General features: G+C 54.4%; 19 protein-coding genes. 5 read left to right on the top strand and 14 right to left on the bottom strand.

What is annotated here, in order from left to right; all coding sequences use genetic code 11:
* Positions 1–41 precede the first annotated feature (41 nt).
* Both EYC82_RS13030 and EYC82_RS13025 read left to right on the top strand, forming a co-directional pair.
* The gene (locus EYC82_RS13030; protein WP_279249974.1) at positions 42–1049 is read left to right on the top strand and encodes a cysteine synthase A; all 1008 of its coding nucleotides are present in this window, start codon (positions 42–44) and stop codon (positions 1047–1049) included.
* A 19-nt stretch (positions 1050–1068) separates the two neighbouring features.
* On the top strand, positions 1069–1689 hold the full coding sequence (locus tag EYC82_RS13025; RefSeq protein WP_279249973.1) for an NADPH-dependent FMN reductase: 621 nt from the start codon (positions 1069–1071) through the stop codon (positions 1687–1689).
* Positions 1690–1712: 23 nt separating this feature from the next.
* Here the strand turns inward: EYC82_RS13025 and EYC82_RS13020 are convergent, their stop codons facing one another.
* The 5 genes from EYC82_RS13020 to EYC82_RS13000 form a co-directional block, all read right to left on the bottom strand.
* Positions 1713–2159: an NfeD family protein gene (locus EYC82_RS13020; RefSeq protein WP_279249972.1), complete on the bottom strand. Its 447-nt coding sequence runs from the start codon at positions 2157–2159 to the stop codon at positions 1713–1715.
* 1 nt (position 2160) lies between these two features.
* Complete coding sequence (locus EYC82_RS13015) at positions 2161–3069, bottom strand: SPFH domain-containing protein (protein WP_279249971.1); 909 nt, start codon at positions 3067–3069, stop codon at positions 2161–2163.
* A 197-nt stretch (positions 3070–3266) separates the two neighbouring features.
* The gene (locus tag EYC82_RS13010) at positions 3267–3905 is read right to left on the bottom strand and encodes a thiol:disulfide interchange protein DsbA/DsbL (protein ID WP_279249970.1); all 639 of its coding nucleotides are present in this window, start codon (positions 3903–3905) and stop codon (positions 3267–3269) included.
* An 88-nt stretch (positions 3906–3993) separates the two neighbouring features.
* A complete protein-coding gene (locus tag EYC82_RS13005) occupies positions 3994–4623 on the bottom strand; it encodes a c-type cytochrome (protein WP_279249969.1) in 630 nt (209 codons plus the stop codon).
* A gap of 35 nt (positions 4624–4658) precedes the next feature.
* On the bottom strand, positions 4659–4955 hold the full coding sequence (locus EYC82_RS13000) for a c-type cytochrome (RefSeq protein WP_279249968.1): 297 nt from the start codon (positions 4953–4955) through the stop codon (positions 4659–4661).
* 119 nt (positions 4956–5074) lie between these two features.
* Between EYC82_RS13000 and yihA the strand changes: the two genes are divergently transcribed.
* Complete coding sequence (yihA, locus tag EYC82_RS12995; protein ID WP_279249967.1) at positions 5075–5701, top strand: ribosome biogenesis GTP-binding protein YihA/YsxC; 627 nt, start codon at positions 5075–5077, stop codon at positions 5699–5701.
* A 317-nt stretch (positions 5702–6018) separates the two neighbouring features.
* Positions 6019–8472, top strand: coding sequence for a TonB-dependent receptor (locus EYC82_RS12990; RefSeq protein ID WP_279249966.1), 2454 nt, complete (start codon positions 6019–6021; stop codon positions 8470–8472).
* Between the two features lie 224 nt (positions 8473–8696).
* Here EYC82_RS12990 and polA read toward each other — a convergent pair whose 3' ends face one another.
* The 5 genes from polA to EYC82_RS12965 all read right to left on the bottom strand — a co-directional run bounded on the left by polA (position 8697) and on the right by EYC82_RS12965 (position 14460).
* On the bottom strand, positions 8697–11420 hold the full coding sequence (gene polA, locus EYC82_RS12985; protein WP_279249965.1) for a DNA polymerase I: 2724 nt from the start codon (positions 11418–11420) through the stop codon (positions 8697–8699).
* An 85-nt stretch (positions 11421–11505) separates the two neighbouring features.
* Positions 11506–12150: an SCO family protein gene (locus tag EYC82_RS12980; protein WP_279249964.1), complete on the bottom strand. Its 645-nt coding sequence runs from the start codon at positions 12148–12150 to the stop codon at positions 11506–11508.
* Positions 12147–13046, bottom strand: a complete 900-nt coding sequence (cyoE, locus tag EYC82_RS12975) for a heme o synthase (protein ID WP_279249963.1) — start codon at positions 13044–13046, stop codon at positions 12147–12149. The genes EYC82_RS12980 and cyoE overlap by 4 nt, the downstream gene beginning before the upstream one ends.
* 6 nt (positions 13047–13052) lie before the next feature.
* Complete coding sequence (locus EYC82_RS12970; protein ID WP_279249962.1) at positions 13053–13703, bottom strand: hypothetical protein; 651 nt, start codon at positions 13701–13703, stop codon at positions 13053–13055.
* Positions 13704–13707: 4 nt separating this feature from the next.
* Complete coding sequence (locus EYC82_RS12965) at positions 13708–14460, bottom strand: SURF1 family protein (RefSeq protein WP_279249961.1); 753 nt, start codon at positions 14458–14460, stop codon at positions 13708–13710.
* A 79-nt stretch (positions 14461–14539) separates the two neighbouring features.
* Here EYC82_RS12965 and EYC82_RS12960 point away from each other — a divergent pair, with 79 nt between their 5' ends.
* Positions 14540–14794 (top strand): DUF2909 domain-containing protein, encoded by a 255-nt coding sequence (locus EYC82_RS12960; protein WP_279249960.1) that lies wholly within the window; start codon positions 14540–14542, stop codon positions 14792–14794.
* A 180-nt stretch (positions 14795–14974) separates the two neighbouring features.
* Here the strand turns inward: EYC82_RS12960 and EYC82_RS12955 are convergent, their stop codons facing one another.
* From EYC82_RS12955 to coxB, 4 genes are read right to left on the bottom strand one after another with little or no spacing between them, the layout of a single operon-like run.
* On the bottom strand, positions 14975–15949 hold the full coding sequence (locus EYC82_RS12955; protein WP_279249959.1) for a cytochrome c oxidase subunit 3: 975 nt from the start codon (positions 15947–15949) through the stop codon (positions 14975–14977).
* Positions 15950–15991: 42 nt separating this feature from the next.
* The gene (locus EYC82_RS12950; protein ID WP_279249958.1) at positions 15992–16552 is read right to left on the bottom strand and encodes a cytochrome c oxidase assembly protein; all 561 of its coding nucleotides are present in this window, start codon (positions 16550–16552) and stop codon (positions 15992–15994) included.
* Positions 16553–16560: 8 nt separating this feature from the next.
* Complete coding sequence (ctaD, locus tag EYC82_RS12945) at positions 16561–18123, bottom strand: cytochrome c oxidase subunit I (protein ID WP_279249957.1); 1563 nt, start codon at positions 18121–18123, stop codon at positions 16561–16563.
* 12 nt (positions 18124–18135) lie between these two features.
* Entirely contained in the window at positions 18136–19284 is a 1149-nt protein-coding gene (gene coxB, locus EYC82_RS12940; RefSeq protein WP_279249956.1) for a cytochrome c oxidase subunit II, read from the bottom strand.
* Positions 19285–19386 lie beyond the last annotated feature (102 nt).

Raw genomic sequence — 19386 nt, 5'->3', positions numbered from 1 at the left:
TCACTGTGGCATACTCAGCGGGATTCAGGAGAAACAACACCGTGCAAAACGCGCCCGACGTAACGCAACTGATTGGCAACACGCCACTCGTTCACCTCAAGCAGGTATCAGAGAGGACCGGCTGCACTATTTTAGGCAAGGCCGAATTTCTGAATCCCGGAGGCTCGATCAAAGACCGTACCGCTCTCGGGATCATCAGCGCCGCACAAGCCGCAGGCGATCTGCAACCGGGCGGACGAATCGTCGAAGGCACCGCGGGCAATACCGGCATCGGCCTGACATTATTGGCCAACGCCCTGGGATACACCTGCTCGATCGTTATGCCTCTTACGCAGAGCAAAGAAAAAATAGATACCCTTGAATTGCTGGGTGCTGATCTGCACCTCGTGCCAGCAACGTCCTACAGTGACAAAAACCATTACATTCACCAGGCTGAGCGACTGACAAATAAACTCGCCCAGCGCGAGGAACATGGCGCCATCTGGGCGAGACAGTTCGACAACCTCGCCAATATGGATGCTCACTACCGGACGACGGGGGCGGAAATCTGGGATCAGACCGATGGTAAGATAGACGGCTTTGTCTGCTCCGTGGGTACCGGAGGGTCACTGGCGGGTATTTCAGTCGCGCTAAAAGAACGAAACGAGAGTATTACCATCGGGCTGGTAGACCCCTGCGGCGCCTCGATGGAAGCCTACTTCAATAAGGGCACACCGGAGGCCAGCGAAGGCACCTCCATCATAGAGGGAATTGGCGTCAACCATGTCACAGACAACGTGGCACAGGCTAAAGTCGATCAGGCTTATACCATTGACGACACTGAGGCACTGCCCTACGCGTTTGACCTGTTAAGACACGAGGGACTCTGTCTCGGTGGCACATCGGGTATTAATATCGCAGGCGCTGTAAGACTGGCAGAGCATCTGGGGCCGGGGCATACCATCGTCACTATCCTCTGCGACTACGGCAACCGCTACCAGAGTAAACTGTTCAACCCGGTTTTTCTTGAAAACAAAGGCCTGCCCATTCCAGAATGGCTTGCAATCTAACCCCAGCAAAGGAAGACCCATGAAGATCGGTATAATCTGTGGCAGCCACCGCGAACCGTCAGAGAGCGGCAAGATAGCGCGCTGCATCGAGAAGGCGTTGTTGCAACAGGGCCACTGTGACGAAACTTGGCTGTATGACCTGGGTGGCAACCCATTGCCCCTCTGGGATGAGGGCGTGTGGGACGGCAACGATACCCGCTGGCAAGAAATCCTCAGGCCACTGAGTGAAGAGCTGTTGTCCTGCGATGGCTTCGTGATTGTCTCGCCGGAGTGGCATGGTATGGCACCGGCTGGGCTGAAGAATTTTTTCCTGATGTGGACGGCCGGCGGCGAGCTGGCACACAAACCAGCCCTGATTGTCACGGTTTCAACCGCCGACGGCGGCTCGTTCCCGGTAGCAGAGCTGCGCATGAGCAGTTACAAGAATAGCCGTATCTGCTATCTGCCGGAACACCTGATTATTCGCTACGTAGATACACTGTTCAACGACGACCCGACAAAAAACAATGCCAGTGCGCAGACGTATTTCGAAGATCGCCTCACCTATTGCCTGGCGATGCTGAAGGAGTACGCAATAGCATTTCGGCAGATCCGCGCCAGCGGAAAAACCTCTCTGGAGACTTACACCAGCGGCATGTGACACACGACTGAAAGTGGGTTCGGCTATGCCACTGTGAGAGTAATACCCTCCAGCCCGATGATGGTTGCTGTACTGCCTTTCGCGAGAACAATATCAGTCGACGCGTCGAGTTCAGCACGCCAATCGGTGCCTGACCACTGGACTGTACCCGCAGCTCTGGGACCGATGTCACTAAGCACTACCACCTGCTGACCAATGGCGTCGTTACCCGGCATCTTACCCGGTCTACTTTGCCAGCGCTTAAGTGGCCGATAAGCCATTAAGGCGATCACTGCAGTACTCAGGACGAACACCGCGGTTGTCAGTATCCAGCCGGCATCCTGGTAGACAAACGCGACAGCTGCAGCGGCCAGGGCGCCCGCCCCAAGGAATAATAACCAGAATACACTGAGCTGAAAAACAAGCAGCTCAAGAACAATCAGAATGATCGCCGCTATCAGATAAAAGAAGAAAGGTGTGGCCGCTGCCATGTCAGATTTGCTCCGCTTGGTCGACCTGTCCTTTGAGCGTCTCGAATGCAGTGAACGCCTTGCCTACCACGGACGATACGTCGGAGCCATCAGAAGGAATCAAAGCCACAGTGCCGTTGCGCGCCAGTTTTTCGAAAGCGGCAATGTATTGCTCGGATAGTTGCTGAGCAACCGCAGTAGTGCCCCCTTCCTGAGTAATCGCCTGAGAGATGGCTTTAATCGCCTCGGCCCGCGCACGCGCTTCGATTAACACCGACTCCGCCGAGCCCTGAGCGCGCAAAATGGTAGCTTGCTTGTCTCCGTTCGCTTCATTGATCTGCGCCTCGCGATAGCCCTCTGATGTCGTGACCGCAACACGACGCTCACGCTCTGCGGCCATCTGCTTTTCCATCTCTTCCAAAATACTGCTAGGGGGCGCGATATCTTTCACTTCATAGCGCAATACTTTCGTGCCCCAGCTATTGGATGCTTCGTCAATAGCGTTGGTCACTTGCGCATTAATCGACTCGCGAGACTCAAACGTCTGGTCCAGCGTGATCTTGCCAATCTCCGCACGCATGGTCGTCTGGGCCAGCTGCGTGATCGCAAACCCAAGATTGTCGACGCCGTAGCTGGCCGCCCTCGGGTCCATTATCCGCATGTACAGCACACCGTCGACACCGAGCGCGACGTTGTCGCGGGTAATGGCCTGCTGTTGAGGCACATCAACGGCAAACTCCTTCAGCGAATGCTTGTATGCCACACGGTCAAGGAAAGGAATCAGAATATGAAAACCCGCTTCCAGCGTCGCCGAGTATTTACCCAAACGCTCGACCACAAATGCTTCGTTCTGCGGAACAATCCTGACAATCTTGCTCAGGATGACAATCAGGACAACGCCCAGGCCCGCCCATATCAACAGTGATTCCATACCAAACTCCCTTATCTATGATCCGCCCCGATATTAGGCCAGCACGACATCAAAAGTACAGATACCTCTCGCGCCAAGTGGCGCAGAGCTATGCATCGGGGGAGGGCTTCGGAAAATCCAGGCGTCCACTACTGCCCTTGTTTTTGAGGGGTGCAGGACAGCGAACACCGCTCTTTGCGACGGCGAAGGTCACGCCATCAATTGGCCGATAGACGTTCCTGCTCGATGAGGTATTCCGCCACTTTCAGCATGTCCGCCTGATCACCAGCCTTCCCAGCGCTGATCAGATACTTACCGTTAACCATTAGCGATGGAGTGCCTGTCACCCGTGCGCCCTTGGCAGCGGCGACGCCCTGACTCACCTGGCTGTTAACACCAAACGAATTGTACGCCTTGTTAAAGTCTTCCCGGGAAACACCGTTAGCCACAAACAGGGCTTCTATGTCGGCATCAGTGCCAAGTGGTTTGCGTTCTTCGTTCATTGCCCGAAAAATAACGGGGTTCATGGTATCGAGAACACCGAGCACCTGGGCTGTGTAGTACGCTTTGGCATGCAGCTCCATGACACCTCGCCATACGGCAGGGATACCGCGGAAGCTGACATCATCCGGCATGGTTTTTTTCCATTGACCAATCACTGCCTCGAAGGTGTAACAGTGCCCGCAGCCGTACCAGAAAAACTCTGCGAGTTCGATTTTACCGGGCTCTACCACCCGGATCGGTGGATTGATCACATCGTAATGGGTACCTGAAACATATGCTTCAGCACTGTCGGCTATAGCATTCGCGAGGCCGATTGTGAGTAAAGACAGCGTCAATAAAATTTGTTTGATCATGATTCCCTCGACAATCCATTCACCAGTGAGTAGGACAACAGGACAGACCCATCGTTCTCAAAAAATACAGCAAACACTCTTTTCTGCCCTAGTGCAGCCCTGATACGTAGCTCGACACCGCTTCAATCTCCCTATCACTCAGGGCAAACGCCACGCTGCGCATGATCTTGGCATCGCCATCGTTGGTGCGTCCCGACGGGTCGTCGTATCCCGTGCGGTATGCGCGCAGCTGGTCTGCGACATACTGAGCATGTTGTCCTGCCAGTGAAGGGAAGCCGCCCGGGGCGTTACCCTGCCCGGAGGGAGAGTGACAGGCAATACAGGCCGCCACGTTGCGTTCTGCCACGCCGCTGCGATAAATCTTTGCACCCAGCTCAAGCAGGGCCGGATCGGTTTGGCCGCCGCTTGTTTCCTGACTGGAAAAATACGCTGCGATATCCGCCAACTCCTGGTCGCTCTTGTCGTCCACCTGCCCGATCATCGTAGGCACCATACGCGCACCATCGCGAATGTCCTGCAACTGCTTGTAAAGATATTTCTCGCCCTGGCCCGCGAGCTTGGGAAAGGGCGCAGGACCATTACCATCCTCACCATGGCATGCGACGCAGGTGGCCGCCTCGTTCTTACCTGCCGCCGCATCGCCAGCAGGTCTCTCCGCTGCGAGGCCGGACGATACAAGGCCCAGTGTCAGGCAGAGCAGGATCGCTTGTTTTTTCATGTCAAATTCCGGTAATGCGTGAGTGTTAACTGTTTTTACTGTGATGCCGGTGACGCCATAAACACGATCAACGCCTGGTATTCTTCATCGGTGCAATCAGCACACAGACCTGTTGGCGGCATCCCGTTGAGGCCATCCTTGACCGACTGAACTAGCGTGGGCATGCCCTTGGCCATGCGGGGCGCCCATGCTGCAGTGTCATGGGTTTTGGGCGCGCCGGCGGCACCACTGTAGTGACAGGCGAAGCAGGACGACTGGTACTTGGCGGGCGCGTCAGCGGCCTGGGCCCCGAGGGCCGAACACATCAAAACTGCTGCGAAAAGCTTCTTCATGGGAAAACCTCTACGTTGTGGGCGACTAAACCAAACTACCTTACAAGCGTTTGATAACAGACGAAAAAAGCTGTGGCATTATATACGAGATAATCACACCAAAAAAGGCAATCACCCCAATGACCGAATCCGGACGGGACCACCCGCCAAAGACGCCAAATTACCGTGGGGCCCAGTTTCTCACCAGCGCGGCCAAGCTCAACCAGTGCCCGCCGGACGAGGGCTGGGAAGTGGCCTTTGCGGGCCGGTCTAATGCTGGAAAATCGAGCGCAATCAATAGCTTGACGACAAATAACAAGCTCGCAAAGACCTCCAAAACACCTGGACGTACACAGCTGATCAATTTTTTTACGCTGTCTGAGAGCCAGCGACTGGTGGACTTGCCTGGATATGGGTTTGCCAAGGTGCCCCTGAAAGTCAAACAGGAGTGGACGCGGCAACTCGAGAATTATCTGCAGAAGCGCGAGTGCCTGCGAGGATTGATCGTACTGATGGACATTCGCCACCCGCTGCAGCCTTTCGACCAGCAAATGCTGGACTGGACGCAATCGGCAAACATGCCCGTGCATATCCTGCTGACCAAGGCGGACAAGCTGAAACGGGGCGCGGCGAGCGCTACCCTGCTGAAAGTGCGTTCCGCACTTGAACCCTTGGGCGAACGCGCCAGCGTGCAACTGTTCTCCGCCCTGAAGCATACAGGCCATGAGGAGCTGACGGCGACACTGGATAAGTGGCTAACGGGTTAAGAGGGCGCGGCGCAAGGGCGTCGTGGCGGGTAAAAAATGCCCCGCCCACTCCGTGAAGGAGCAGACGGGGCCTACAAGGTCTCTTAGGGAAAGAGACGAGCTAACAGCGATTCAGAGGCTGAATCACTCAGGGACATAGCTCTCACTACCCCTGATCAGATGCTCTTTGGAGCAGAAAGTTCATTTAGATCTCCACCGTTTTCCATTTTTCCTGTTCTGGCCCCATCGTCAGACCTGCAAAAGCCAGCGGCAAACCCGCCTGCGCCCCAAATCCCTGAATCCCGAGGGGTATACCTTTACGGGCTATTGTGAGTATTATGAAGGCCGCAAAGACACCATGGAAGGAAGGCTATCTCGCCTCCACCGAACTTGGGGATAAAAATATGAATCGTCATGCACTCTCATACAGCAAGCTAGCCGCCGGCTTGCTGATTGGATCACTGGCCGCCAGCCCGGCCTTAACGCAAGGCATGCTTGAAGAGGTGATTGTTACCGCCCAAAAACGGGAGCAAAGTCTCCAGGATGTGCCCATAGCCGTTTCGGCCTTCACCGGGGAGATGCTCGAAAGAGCCGGCGTGAAAGATATGTTTGACCTGCAGGTCAATGCCCCCAGCCTGATCGTTAGCCAAAGCCAGACATCTACGACATCGACCTTCTCTATCCGCGGCGTATTCACCAGCTCACAGAACTTCGGCCTGGAATCGTCAGTGGGGCTTTATGTCGATGGTGTCTACCGCGCTCGACAGGGATCCATGATCAATAACTTGCTGGATGTGGCGTCAGTGGAAGTGCTGCGAGGCCCCCAGGGTACGCTGTTCGGTCGCAATACTCCCGCAGGCGCAGTGCAGATAAACTCGGTGGCACCTGACTTTGAAGGTACCGGTTTCCTCGAGGCAACGGCCGGCGATTACGATCTCTACGGTGTGAGCGGCGCCAAGTCGCTAACCATCATAGATGATGTGCTGGCTGTTCGCGGTACCGGTTTTTACATGAACCGTGACGGCTATGTCGACTGGATAGGGCAAGATGGCGTGAAAAAGAACGACGCGTTCAATGACAGGGATCGCTGGGGGGTGCGTCTACAAGCGCTCTATACTCCGACAGACGACCTGACCGTGCGCACGATCATAGACCAGTCAAAAGTCAATGAAGTCTGCTGCGGCACCGGCACATGGAAGAATAACTTCTTCCCACAGGATGGCGGAACGCTCCCCGCAAATCCGAATTGGAATCCGCCGCCAGCAAATGGGCCTACCGATCAGTACATTGCCGACGCAGGCGGCGTAGTACTTAACGGCAATGACTGGGATGATGACCAGGTTGTCACCGCGGGCCGCGAGCCCAAATCCAAAAATGACGATAAAGGTGTCTCGGTACAAGTCGATTGGGAAACAGACCCCTTTCTCGTCACGAGCATTACCGCCTACCGGGAGCATTCCTCCTTCGACGACGCTGACATCCTATTTACTAACCTCGACGGCGCCTATCGAATCAATGATTCGGACCAGGAGCAGTTCACACAGGAGTTTCGCATTACCGGTGATACAGATAAGCTCAACTATGTCGCTGGTTTGTATTACTACCACCAGAAACTGAAAAACGACCGCACCACAACAGTAGGTAAAGACACCACTATCATCGCTCTCGGGCCTACCTTTCCAAGCTCATTTTTTATCGCCGACACAGGCTCCCGCGACCTCAACGACCAGACCCATGAAAGCTACGCGGTGTTCGGTCAGGCCGATTACAACCTGACAGATGCATTAGTACTAACGGCTGGCCTGCGCTGGACCTACGAAGACAAGGAAATGGAGAATGTCTTCACTCAGGATTTCCCCATACCAGGGGATCCGACAGGGAATTTGGGTTTCACTGCGTTCCCGCCCCTGACTCCGACACCCGACCTCAAAGAAGACTTTGATGACAATAAGGTCACCGGGACCGTCAAGCTAAGCTGGTTCGCGACCGATGCAATCATGCTGTACGGGTCCTACGGTACGGGTTACAAATCCGGTGGTATTAACACAGACCGCATCGACCCGGCCTTCAACCCCATCTTCGATGCCGAAGAGGCAAAGTCGTACGAAGTGGGTATGAAAGCAGAATTCCCCGAGCAGGCTCTAAGGGTAAACGTAGCATTGCATAAGACAGATACCGATAACCTGCAGACTGTTTCCTTCCAGGGCGGTGGATTTGTTCTAAGCAATGCGGGCACCGCAGAGACCTACGGCGGTGAAATCGATCTGAACTGGGCCGCTACCGACTCCACCACGTTGACACTGGCATACGCCTATAACCACGGCGAGTATGAGAATTTTGAGGATGGCCCCTGCTGGACCGGGCAGCCCTGGCAGACGGGTCAGCCTGATCCAGGCAACCCGAACCCTAACGGTCCTTCCGGAGCCTGTGATCGAAGCGGCGGAGACTTATCTGGCAATCCCGAAAATGTTGTGGTCGTCACTGGTAACCAGAACTTCCGTCTGAGCGATGCACTGGAAGGCTTTGTGTACGCGGAGTACATCTGGACCGACAAGCGCATGACCGACGTCAACAACGACCCGGAAAAATTCGACGACGCCTACGCTTTGGTTAACGCTCGCGTGGGCGTCCGCTATGAGCCTTGGGACACCGTGCTGACTCTGTGGGGCCGTAACCTGACCGATGAAATGTATACAAGCACCATCGCCGATGCCCCTGCGCAAACCGGCCGTTACATCGCTTACTACACAGAGCCTCTCACCTGGGGTTTAACGATCCGCAAAGATTTTTAGTCTCTTTGTACTTCACTATGCGTTCCGGAAATATCCGGAGCGCATAGCTCCAGCAACACCCGCCGACTCGGCCCTGCTACTTTAGTTCTGGCTCAATCCGGATAGCGACTATCGCTGCCTCAAGCAGCCGTTGTTGGCGCTGCGAAGGAGAAACACACGACATGGAGCGTTACACACAACGTTCCATTTAATCTATCGCCGATTGCTATTTCGGGGCAACCGGATCAATGTGCCTCATCCCAGTTGTCGCCCACACCCGCTTCCACCAGCAGGGGTACCGCCAGCTCCGCGGCGCCTGACATCAGTGCGCAGATACGATCGCTGACAGATTCAACCTCGTCTTCGGCAACCTCAAACACAAGCTCATCGTGTACCTGCATGATCATGCGGGCATGCACATCGCCCTGCTGCAACCAGTCGTCGACAGAGAGCATGGCCCTCTTGATGATATCTGCAGCGGTGCCCTGCATGGGCGCGTTAATCGCAGTCCTCTCGGCAGCCTGAACACGCATTTTATTGCGCGCATTGATTTCCGGCAGATACAACCGTCGACCAAAGAGTGTTTGCACATACCCCTGCTCTTTGGCCAGAGCACGGGTGCGGTCCATATAGTCCGCCACGCCAGGGTAACGCGCGAAATAGCGGTCGATATATTCCTGCGCCTCGCTTCGCCCGAGATGTAACTGCTTGGCGAGACCAAAAGCTGACATACCGTAAATCAGGCCAAAGTTGATCGCCTTGGCTTTGCGGCGCTGGTCTACGGACACTGCTGCTAGCGACACTTCAAACACTTCTGAAGCCGTCGCCGCGTGAACGTCCTGTCCTTCTTTAAACGCATTCAGCAAGCCGGTGTCGGCGGACAGGTGTGCCATGATCCGCAGTTCAATTTGTGAATAATCCGCCGCAAGAATCTTGTGCCCGGGCGGCGCGATGAAGGCCTGTCGAATGCGGCGGCCCTCGCCTGTCCGAATCGGAATATTCTGCAGGTTAGGATCAGAAGAAGACAGACGACCTGTCGCCGTTACCGCCTGATGGTAGGAGGTATGGACTCGACCGGTGACGCTATTAAGCATCTGGGGGAGTTTGTCAGTGTAAGTAGATTTTAGTTTACTGAGGCTGCGATATTCCAGTAACAGCTTTGGCAGCGGGTAGTCCAGCGCCAGCTCAGCGAGCACCTCTTCGGCGGTCGAGGGCGCACCTTTTGGTGTTTTCTTGATTACTGGCAGCTCCAGTTTTTGAAAGAGAATCTCGCCCAACTGTTTAGGCGAGCCCAGATTAAACGCCTGCCCCGCGAGGTCATACGCCTGAGACTCAAGTTCCTTTAAACGCTCTCCCAGTTCGAGGCTCTGTTTTTGCAAGAGATCGCGCGATACCAGCGCGCCCTCCCGCTCAATGCGCGACAGCACCGGGACTAACGGCACCTCAAGATCTACCAGTACATTCTTCAAATCGCCCTGCTCCTCTAGCTTGTGCCAAAGGTGGTCATGCAGTCGCAAGGTAATATCGGCGTCCTCCGCGGCATAGGGGCCCGCCTCCTCAAGCCGGACCTCATTAAAAGAAAGCTGCTTGGCCCCTTTACCTGCAACATCCTCGAAATGAATCGTTCTCTGCCCCAGATACTTCAGGGCAAGACTATTCATATCATGTCGGGTGGCGGTTGAATCAAGCACATAGGATTCGAGCATCGTGTCGAAACGGATGCCGCGCAGGGTAATGCCGTGGTTAGCGAGCACACTGGCATCGTATTTAAGATTCTGTCCAACCTTGGCCGCGCTGCTGTCCTCAAGCAGTGGTTTCAAGGCAGCAAGCACATCGTCTCGCGACAACTGCGGCGGAGCATCGAGATAATCGTGCGCCAGCGGGACATAGGCCGCCCGGCCTGGTTCTATTGCAAAGGATACCCCGACGATTCGCGCATCCATATAATTGAGACTGGTGGTTTCCGTATCGAAGGCAAAGAGCTCTGATTCCTTTAGCGCCTTCAGCCAGGCATCGAACGCAGACTGGTCTGTAACGATATCGTAATCGACAGCAGGGGGCTCCTCGAAAGTTATCGCGGGTGTTTCAGTATCGTCAAGCAGCTCATCCAGCCAAGAGCGAAATTCCAGTTTGGTAAACCACTTAACCAGGTCTTCGCGGTTGGGCGTTTGATTTTTCAGCTGTTCCAGTGTGAGCTCGAGGGGGACATCGGTTTTTATCGTGGCCAACCGGTAGGACAGGTCAGCGTTGTCTCTCTCTTTTTCAAGCTTGGCGCCCATCGTCTTGGCACCACGAAATGAAAGAGCCGCCACCTTGTCGAGATTGTTGTATATATCATCAAGACTACCCAAACCCTGCAATAACCCCAGCGCAGTTTTTTCACCCACCCCGGGCACTCCGGGGATATTGTCCACCTTGTCGCCCATCAGGGCTAAAAAGTCGATGATCAGCGACGGCGGTATACCGAACTTTTCCTGCACGCCAGCTTCATCCATGATGGTCTGGGTCATGGTGTTGACCAGGGTAGTATGAGAGTCCACCAACTGGGCCATATCCTTATCGCCAGTAGAGATTACGACGGCAAGCCCTTTTCTGCTGGCCTCACAAGACAAGGTTCCTATCACGTCGTCTGCTTCTACGCCCGGCTCGCAAATGTAGGGCAAACCCATCGCTTTGACGATTTCATGGATGGGTTCAATCTGCTCACGCAACTCGTCCGGCATGGGTGGGCGGTTCGCTTTGTATTCCGGGTAGATATCATCTCTGAAGGTTTTGCCTTTAGCATCAAATACTACGGCCACCGGGCTGCCAGGGTAGTCTGCCAGCAGACGGCGCAACATACTGGTCACGCCTCTCACCGCTCCCGTATTCTGACCCGAGGATGTGGTGAGCATTGGCAATGCATGAAAGGCCCGGTAGACATAGGAGGAGCCATCAACCAGGACGAGGGGTGTAGCGGCAGAATCCATAGTGCAACTTACCTTTATTCGGGGCCTGATGGCATGAGGCCGTCTTAGCAAGCAGGCGTTAGTGGCCCTGCATAGTACACAAGGGCTAGTGCTTCCAGCCATCCCTCGCGGCACGATAGGTCTTCATCATTTTTTCACGGTCCAGGGGTGCCTTGAAAAAGCCGTGGTAATCCCCCCTGGGGTTTATCAGCACAACGTTGGCGCTATGATCGACCTGGTAATCATCTCCGCTCCCTGCCACCTTCCTGAATGGCGTATTCAACGCTGTCGCAAAGCGGTGAATATCGAGAAATTCACCCGTCACCCCTATAAATGTTGGATTGAAGAAAGGCACGTATTGCGCCAGCTGCTCCACTGTGTCCCGCGCGGGATCTACTGACACCATCACAACCTGCGTATCCAGCCGCTCGCCCTCGTCGAGACCCGCAACAAAGTTGTCGAGAAAAGCCATCGTAGTAGGGCAGACATCCGGACAATAGGTGAAGCCGAAAAACAGCAGGCTCCAACGCCCTTGCAAGCTGCCTGGGACGAATGCCTCGCCCTTCTGATTCACCAGCTGAAACTGTCCGAGGCTTCTCGGCTTCTCATGCAGATAAAGCCCGTTCGCTTTCAGCTCAGTAGTAGACATTTCCTGAGGCAGTGTAACGCGCAAAACAAAACCACCAACGAACAACACCATCACGCCGAGCAGGACAAGAACCGTCCGTCGTATATTGCTGCGCTGGCTCATAATGTCGCCACCGGAAACAAGTAGTGATCAATCAGCATGATCACAAATAGAGCCATCAAATAGATAATGGAGTACTTGAATGTCTGCATCGGTGCGTTAGGGTTCTTGCCGCGCATCAGCGCTATCGCCCAGTAAAGAAACCCAAGCCCCAGCACCACCGCGCCCAGTAAGTATAGCGGGCCGCTCATGCGCGTCGCGTAGGGCAACAATGTAATCAGGAACATAAGGATCGTATACAGAAGAATATGTAGCTTGGTGAACGCCACACCGTGGGTCACCGGCAACATTGGTATCTCAACCGCCGCATACTCTTCCCTGCGGTGAATAGCCAGCGCCCAGAAATGTGGTGGCGTCCACGCGAAAATAATCAGCACCAGCAATAGCGCATGTCCGTGAATATCGTCAGTTACTGCTGTCCACCCCAAAAGGGGTGGAGCCGCTCCAGCAAGGCCGCCAATTACAATGTTCTGGGGCGTTGCCCGCTTGAGGAATAATGTATAAACGAAGGCATAACCCACCAACGATGCCAGAGTAAGCCAGGCGGTTAGTGGGTTGATCCAGAGAATGAGGATCGTCATTCCCAGCGTACCCAGTACGAGAGCAAACAGGGACGCCTGCAGATTGCTGACACGGCCGCGAGCCATTGGACGATTATGGGTGCGGGCCATTTTCTGGTCGACACGCTGGTCAATGAGATGATTGACCGCTGCCGCCGCGCCCGCACATAGAGCAATACCGAGATTTCCCAGTATCAGCACGTGCACCGGCACCATACCGGGTACCGCCATGAACATACCGATCGCAGAGGTAAGGATCATCAGCAGAACGACATTGGGCTTCGTCAGCTCCTTATAGTCCCGCCAACCAGCTGTTTCTGTGTGTTGTAGCTCCGTCATGCTCCCTTAACCACCGGAGTTCTTGAGCAGAAATTTTAGGTCCGCAATAACGTCTTTATAGGGCACCTGGTTGTCGTACGCCATCATAACCCAACCCGCCGGGTCGACAAGGTACCAGGTAGTCGGGTCTCCCTGCTGTTCCGGAAACAACACACGCTGCTCTTCTTTGGACAGCAAAAGCACTTTAAGGCTATCGTGCTCAATCTTCAGGTAGTCAGTGAAACTGTTCGGCGCAGCGCGTCCATCGCTCAGGGCCGTTACAGCGAACTGCGTATTTTCGCTATCGGTGTCACTGATATAAATCCTGCGCAGACGATTCACATTTCTCCCTATCGCGACGCGTATCTGTCGCGTTTCGTACAGGCTTTTTTCACAGTCTGAATCGCATCGCCCGTCTGTTCCCGGAACCACCATAGACCAGCGCGGCTCGAGATCTGAAAAGGCAAATTTCTGGCCGGACAGCTCACGAATACGAGCATCCTGCAGCTGACGCGGCGGTTGTATGAGCTCTCCACGATTGGCCGTGCCCAGCGCGCCGACAATATCGAGCTCGCCCCGGGCGACGAAAAACCACAGCCAGGTCGCGGCGAGTATCATCGTCAAGGGAATACCCGCTATCAACAGCAGAATCATGCGTCCCTGATTGGTCTGTTCCACCGGCTTATGCACCCCCTCTCTGACTCCACCACTGCCGCAGGTTGCTGCTACGAAGAAAGTACAACAGTGCAAGTACAAACGACATCGCAAACCACTGCACAGCGTATCCGACATGTTTTGCAGGGCCGGCGTTCACAATCTTCCACTCCACCGACAGAGCACCTGGCTGGCCCGCATCGATACGCACCGGATAGGGGAAAAGCATGCTTGCCTGTCCATCTGCAAGCAACAGGGATAATTTATCCATCTCTAATGCCTGTACTCGTCGCGGCCAACCCTGGGAAAATTTTTGTTCGGCTAACAGATAAGGTTTACCCGGGGCGAGGTAGACCAGGCCGCGAATCGTCACTTGACCAGAGACGTCTGGAACGTCGGGCAAACTGCGGCGCGCTGGATCTGCCGCGATCCAGCCACGGTTTACCAGGGCCAACATGCCGTCTTCCAGCTCAAACACCCCTACAACCTCGTTGCCGTAGCGACCGTGCTGCATTTTATTATCGAGAAGGAAGTACTCTTTCCCTCGGAAGTGGCCCGTGAGCCGCACGGGCAGATAGGCCAGATCTTCTCTCGGTGCATTCGCCAGATCCGCCAGGCGTGCTGGCGCCAGCGCCTGCTGTGCGTCAAAGGCATCGCGCAAACCTGCTTTTTCATCAGCGCGCGACAACTGCCAAAAGCCCAACCCCGCCAGCAGGGGAACCATCACCAGAGCAAACAGCGTAAGACGCCACTCCGGTTCAAACCGGAAGCCAATACTCATAGGGCACTCCTCACCACAGAGCAGGTGCCGGCCGACCCAACTGGTTTATACTGTCTGCTACTTTTGCAGGAGAAGTTCATTGCTTAAATTCGCGATAGTTGTATTCATGATAGCTCTGATTGCCAGTCTCGGTAGTGGATTTTACTACCTGATGATCGATCAGGGCGAAAAAACAAAGCGTCGTACCTTCCATTCGCTGGCCGTACGCATTTCTCTGGCTATCTGCCTGCTCGGCCTGATCATCTACGGTGTCGCCAGCGGCCAAATCGGACACCGCAACCCCTGGGATGGCGGTCCTGTACCTGCGGGTCAAGAGTCGCTGGAACAAGACTGATACGAACCTGTGCTCCTGCGGAGCAAAGAGGAGCGCATTTCCTCTTCCCTGAGCCATAATTCGCAGGGGCCGGCTTTATTTCCCGAGACAAAAACGGCGAATCACGTAGCCTGTACAAAGCAGTACAAACACGTCGACTCGCCGCTCTATGCGGGGCATCACGCCTTACGACGCGCGCCTTTATAGAATATAAACGAACAGGAACAGAAAGACCCAGACCACGTCCACAAAATGCCAATACCAGCTGGAGGCCTCGAAGCCAAAATGGTCCTCTGCAGTGAATTGCTTTCCAATAACCGACCGCAGCAGCTGTATCAGAAGCATTGTCATCCCCATAAATACATGGAAACCATGGAACCCGGTCAACATAAAAAATGTCGAACCATAAATGCCGGAGTTAAGCGTCAGGCCAAAGAGTTCATACGCTTCGTAGTATTCCATGAACTGCAAGTAAAGGAAGAACATGCCCAATGCTACGGTGATGCCGAGCCAGCGATTAAATTTAGACCTGTCGCCTTTGAGGATATTTGTATGAGCGAAGTGGCAGGTGAGGCTGGACGTCAGCAGCACGGCCGTGTTCCACATGGGCAGCCACGCGTACCAGGCGTGCGCATCGGCAAACGCCATACTGGTATGCGCACTGGTAAAGTCGCCATTATTGGCGATGGGTTGCACCGCAGCGCCGCCTACGGCCTCCTGAGGGGTTTGCATCATGGGCCAGGCATACTCAAAACCCTCCCACAGCAGGTAGTTCATCCTGCCACCCTCACCATCTCCCGCTAGCCAGGGGCCAACAAGCGAGCGAACATAATATAACGTGCCAAAAAAGACGAAAAAGAACATGACCTCGGAAAAAATAAACCAGAACATCCCAAGCACGTAGGATTTCTTCAGTTGGGCGCTGTTCAGGCCCGCGATGTTTTCATCGATAGCTATCTTGAACCACGAAAACAACGTCGCCATAAAAAAGAATAGTCCAACCAGAAAGATAGACCAGGAGTAGGTGCTCTCCTCAGGGTCACCAAATGTCATATCATTCATGATACTGGCGGCACCAAAAATGCTCAGAATAAGTCCGGCCGTCGCACAAATTGCCAACCGGCTCTTCTCGGGTACGTAATACTTTTCGTACTCTGTGGAAGCCTGACTCGTCATTTTTTTCTCCGTTTCTCGAACGCGGGCGACTGGCCCTGCGCGTTAACGACTAGCCAGATCGCCAGCCGCCCTCTCTGTCACATCAAAAATCGTATAGGACAGGGTGATTGTTCCAATATCCCGCGGCAGGTCCTGGTCAACAATAAATTGCAAAGGCAGCTCTGCAGAGTCACCCCCATCCAGTGGCTGCCGGTTAAAGCAGAAGCACTCTGTCTTGTGAAAGTAAGCCGCGGCCCGCGCTGGGGATACGCTGGGGATTGCTTGCGCCACCATCGCGAATGGCAGCGGATTCCTGGCGAGAAATACCGTGTCGTTAACGGCGCCAGGGTTGACCTTCATGATGCTCGTCGAAGGCGAGAACCCCCATGGCATACCCTCGTTGTTGGTGGCAATAAACTGCACCGTCACGACTCTGCTTTCATCCACTGCCGCGGGCACTGACGTATACGCTTCAGTCCCTGTCTTACCGTTGATGCCGAGGGTATCGCAGAGCACATCGTATAAAGGCACCATTACAACAAACACAAACGCGAACATTACAACCGCCAGGCCCACCAACTTGGCCGCGGTATCAATGCTTGGATTATCGCTCAGTTTAACCATAGTACGTCTTACTTCACCGAAGGCGGCGTTTCAAAGGTGTGGTAGGGCGCCGGTGTCGGCAACGTCCATTCCAATCCCTCAGCCCCATCCCAGACCTTCTCTTCCGAGGTCGGCTCACCCGCTACAATTGTCGCAATCACGTTGTACAAAAACAAAATCTGCGATGCACCGTAGATAAACGCACCGATCGAGGACATCATGTTGAAGTCCGCAAACTGCAATGCGTAGTCCGGGATTCGGCGGGGCATGCCCGCAAGCCCGACGAAGTGTTGTGGGAAAAACGTCAGGTTAAATCCAATAAACGAGATCCAGAAATGGGTCTTGCCCATCGTCTCGTTGTACATGCGTCCACACCACTTGGGCAGCCAGAAATAAATAGCCGCCGTCATGCTGAAGACCGCACCTGCCACCATCACGTAATGGAAATGAGCCACAACAAAATAGGAGTCATGGTACTGAAAGTCTGCCGGCGCGATAGACAACATCAACCCGGTAAAACCGCCCAGCGTAAACAGCACCAAGAAGCCAATACTGAATAGCATCGGGGTCTCAAACGTCATGGCGCCGCGCCACATGGTGGAAATCCAGTTGAACACCTTCACCCCGGTGGGCACCGCAATCAACATGGTGGCATACATAAAGAACAGCTCACCCGCGACGGGCATACCGACTGTATACATGTGGTGCGCCCATACAATAAAGGATAGAAAAGCAATCGATGCCGTAGCGTAGACCATCGAGTCATAGCCAAACAGCGGCTTGCGAGAAAACGCAGGAATAATCTGGGACACCACGCCGAATGCCGGCAGGATAATGATATAGACCTCGGGGTGGCCAAAGAACCAGAATACGTGCTGGAACAGCACGGGGTCGCCGCCGCCGGCTGCCGAGAAGAAACTGGTGCCGAAGTGAATATCCATGAGCATCATGGTAACGGCTCCGGCCAATACCGGCATAACAGCAACCAGCAAAAACGCAGTGATCAGCCAGGTCCAGACAAACAGCGGCATTTTCATGTACGTCATGCCGGGCGCGCGCATGTTCATCACGGTAGCAATGATATTGATCGAGCCCATGATGGAAGACAGCCCCAAAACGTGGACAGAAAAGATGAAGAAGGTAACCGACGGCGGCGCATAGGTCGTCGAAAGAGGCGCGTAGAAAGTCCAGCCAAAGGCCGGCGCACCGCCTTCCATAAAGAGAGTCGACGCCAACAACAGGAAAGTCGGAGGAAGAATCCAGAAGCTCCAGTTGTTCATCCGCGGCAACGCCATATCCGGTGCGCCGATCATCATTGGGATCAGCCAGTTAGCCAAGCCCACGAAGGAGGGCATGATCGCACCGAACACCATTATGAGCCCATGGAGCGTCGTCATCTGGTTGAAAAAAGCGGGGTCTATCAACTGCATCCCGGGCTGGAATAGTTCTGCCCGGATAACCATGGCGAAAAAGCCGCCCAGAATGAACATCGCGAACGAGAACCACAGATACATGGTTCCGATGTCTTTATGATTGGTGGTAAACAGCCACCTTCCGAGGCCCTTGGCAGGACCGTGATGATGTTCTCCCATCGTTAAACCCTCCTATTGGCCTTTCTTGTGGTTGTATACGTCAATGGGCTGAATGAGATCGCCCATGTTATTGCCAAAGGCGTTGCGCTGATAAGTGATCACCGCCGCCATATCGACATCATTTAGCTGACCGCCGAACGCCTGCATCGCGGTACCGGGAACGCCATTGATACCGATGTCCAGGTGTCCACTAACACCCCCTGTAGCAACAGTGCTGCCTGCGATTGCCGTGCCGACACCGCCCTCACCATTGGCTCCGTGGCACGCAAGGCAATTGCGCTCATACACCGACTTTCCGCGGGTCATCAGGTCATCCATGACAAAAGTTTGAGCCATTAGGTCATTGACCTCCCTTGCTTCCGCCTGCTTGTTCGCAAACCACTCTGCGTATTCCTCTTTGCTGACCACGTTCACCACAATGGGCATGAAGCCATGGTCCTTGCCGCAGAGCTCCGCGCACTGTCCACGATAGACTCCCTCGTCCGCAGTGCGGGTTGATATTTCGTTGATAAAGCCGGGAATAGCATCCCTTTTAACCGCAAGCTGCGGCACCCACCACGAGTGAATGACGTCGTTCGCCGTTACAAGGAAGCGAATCTTGGTGTTCGCAGGCAGAACAAGCGGCTCATCCACCTCCAAGAGGTAGTTTTCACCCTTCGCCTCGGTGTTGTAAATTTCCGCCTGCGGAGTGCGCAGATTACTGAAGAAAGCCACGTTATCGCCTTCTTCGTTGATGTACTCATACTTCCACTTCCACTGATATCCCTTGACGATGACATTCAGCTGGGCTTCGTCATTGTCGTAAATGTCGAGCAAGGTCGTGGTGGCAGGCACCGCCATCGCGATCAAAATGATGAAGGGCACGATAGTCCAGGCTATCTCGACTTTGGTACTCTCGTGGAAAGTTGCCGGTGTAACGCCCCGGGACTTTCGGTGGTAGATGATTGAATAAAACATCACACCGAATACCAGGACGCCGATCACGACGCAAATTCCAAGAATAATCATGTGCAGGTCGTAGATTTGCCGCCCGACCTCGGTAACTCCGGGTGACATATTGATACTGCTCAACCCACCGTCGGCTGCAAAGGCGATGACGCTCATCAGCAACAGCATAGGCGCAACCGCGAGCTGTAAAAGCCGCTTCGCTTTAAAACCCATTTCCCGTGTCTCCATTCAGAAAAACTGTATTCCCAGACAAACCCCTTTCCTCCACCATGGCGCTCTCGCAATCGATTGGGCGCAGGCCACTCGGGGCGAATA

Origin of the sequence: Candidatus Marimicrobium litorale (assembly GCF_026262645.1) — a bacterium.
Taxonomy (GTDB): domain Bacteria; phylum Pseudomonadota; class Gammaproteobacteria; order Pseudomonadales; family Halieaceae; genus Marimicrobium; species Marimicrobium litorale.
The sequence above is the reverse complement of the archived record's forward strand: the minus strand, read 5'-3'. Positions and strand labels throughout refer to the sequence as shown.

Coding starts and splice junctions, on each gene's coding strand:
- EYC82_RS13025 (WP_279249973.1), top strand. CDS start 1,069: ATGAAGATCGGTATAATCTGTGGCAGCCACCGCGAACCGTCAGAGAGC.
- EYC82_RS13020 (WP_279249972.1), bottom strand. CDS start 2,159: ATGGCAGCGGCCACACCTTTCTTCTTTTATCTGATAGCGGCGATCATT.
- EYC82_RS13015 (WP_279249971.1), bottom strand. CDS start 3,069: ATGGAATCACTGTTGATATGGGCGGGCCTGGGCGTTGTCCTGATTGTC.
- EYC82_RS13010 (WP_279249970.1), bottom strand. CDS start 3,905: ATGATCAAACAAATTTTATTGACGCTGTCTTTACTCACAATCGGCCTC.
- EYC82_RS13005 (WP_279249969.1), bottom strand. CDS start 4,623: ATGAAAAAACAAGCGATCCTGCTCTGCCTGACACTGGGCCTTGTATCG.
- EYC82_RS13000 (WP_279249968.1), bottom strand. CDS start 4,955: ATGAAGAAGCTTTTCGCAGCAGTTTTGATGTGTTCGGCCCTCGGGGCC.
- yihA (WP_279249967.1), top strand. CDS start 5,075: ATGACCGAATCCGGACGGGACCACCCGCCAAAGACGCCAAATTACCGT.
- EYC82_RS12990 (WP_279249966.1), top strand. CDS start 6,019: ATGAAGGCCGCAAAGACACCATGGAAGGAAGGCTATCTCGCCTCCACC.
- polA (WP_279249965.1), bottom strand. CDS start 11,420: ATGGATTCTGCCGCTACACCCCTCGTCCTGGTTGATGGCTCCTCCTAT.
- EYC82_RS12980 (WP_279249964.1), bottom strand. CDS start 12,150: ATGAGCCAGCGCAGCAATATACGACGGACGGTTCTTGTCCTGCTCGGC.
- cyoE (WP_279249963.1), bottom strand. CDS start 13,046: ATGACGGAGCTACAACACACAGAAACAGCTGGTTGGCGGGACTATAAG.
- EYC82_RS12965 (WP_279249961.1), bottom strand. CDS start 14,460: ATGAGTATTGGCTTCCGGTTTGAACCGGAGTGGCGTCTTACGCTGTTT.
- EYC82_RS12955 (WP_279249959.1), bottom strand. CDS start 15,949: ATGACGAGTCAGGCTTCCACAGAGTACGAAAAGTATTACGTACCCGAG.
- EYC82_RS12950 (WP_279249958.1), bottom strand. CDS start 16,552: ATGGTTAAACTGAGCGATAATCCAAGCATTGATACCGCGGCCAAGTTG.
- ctaD (WP_279249957.1), bottom strand. CDS start 18,123: ATGGGAGAACATCATCACGGTCCTGCCAAGGGCCTCGGAAGGTGGCTG.
- coxB (WP_279249956.1), bottom strand. CDS start 19,284: ATGGGTTTTAAAGCGAAGCGGCTTTTACAGCTCGCGGTTGCGCCTATG.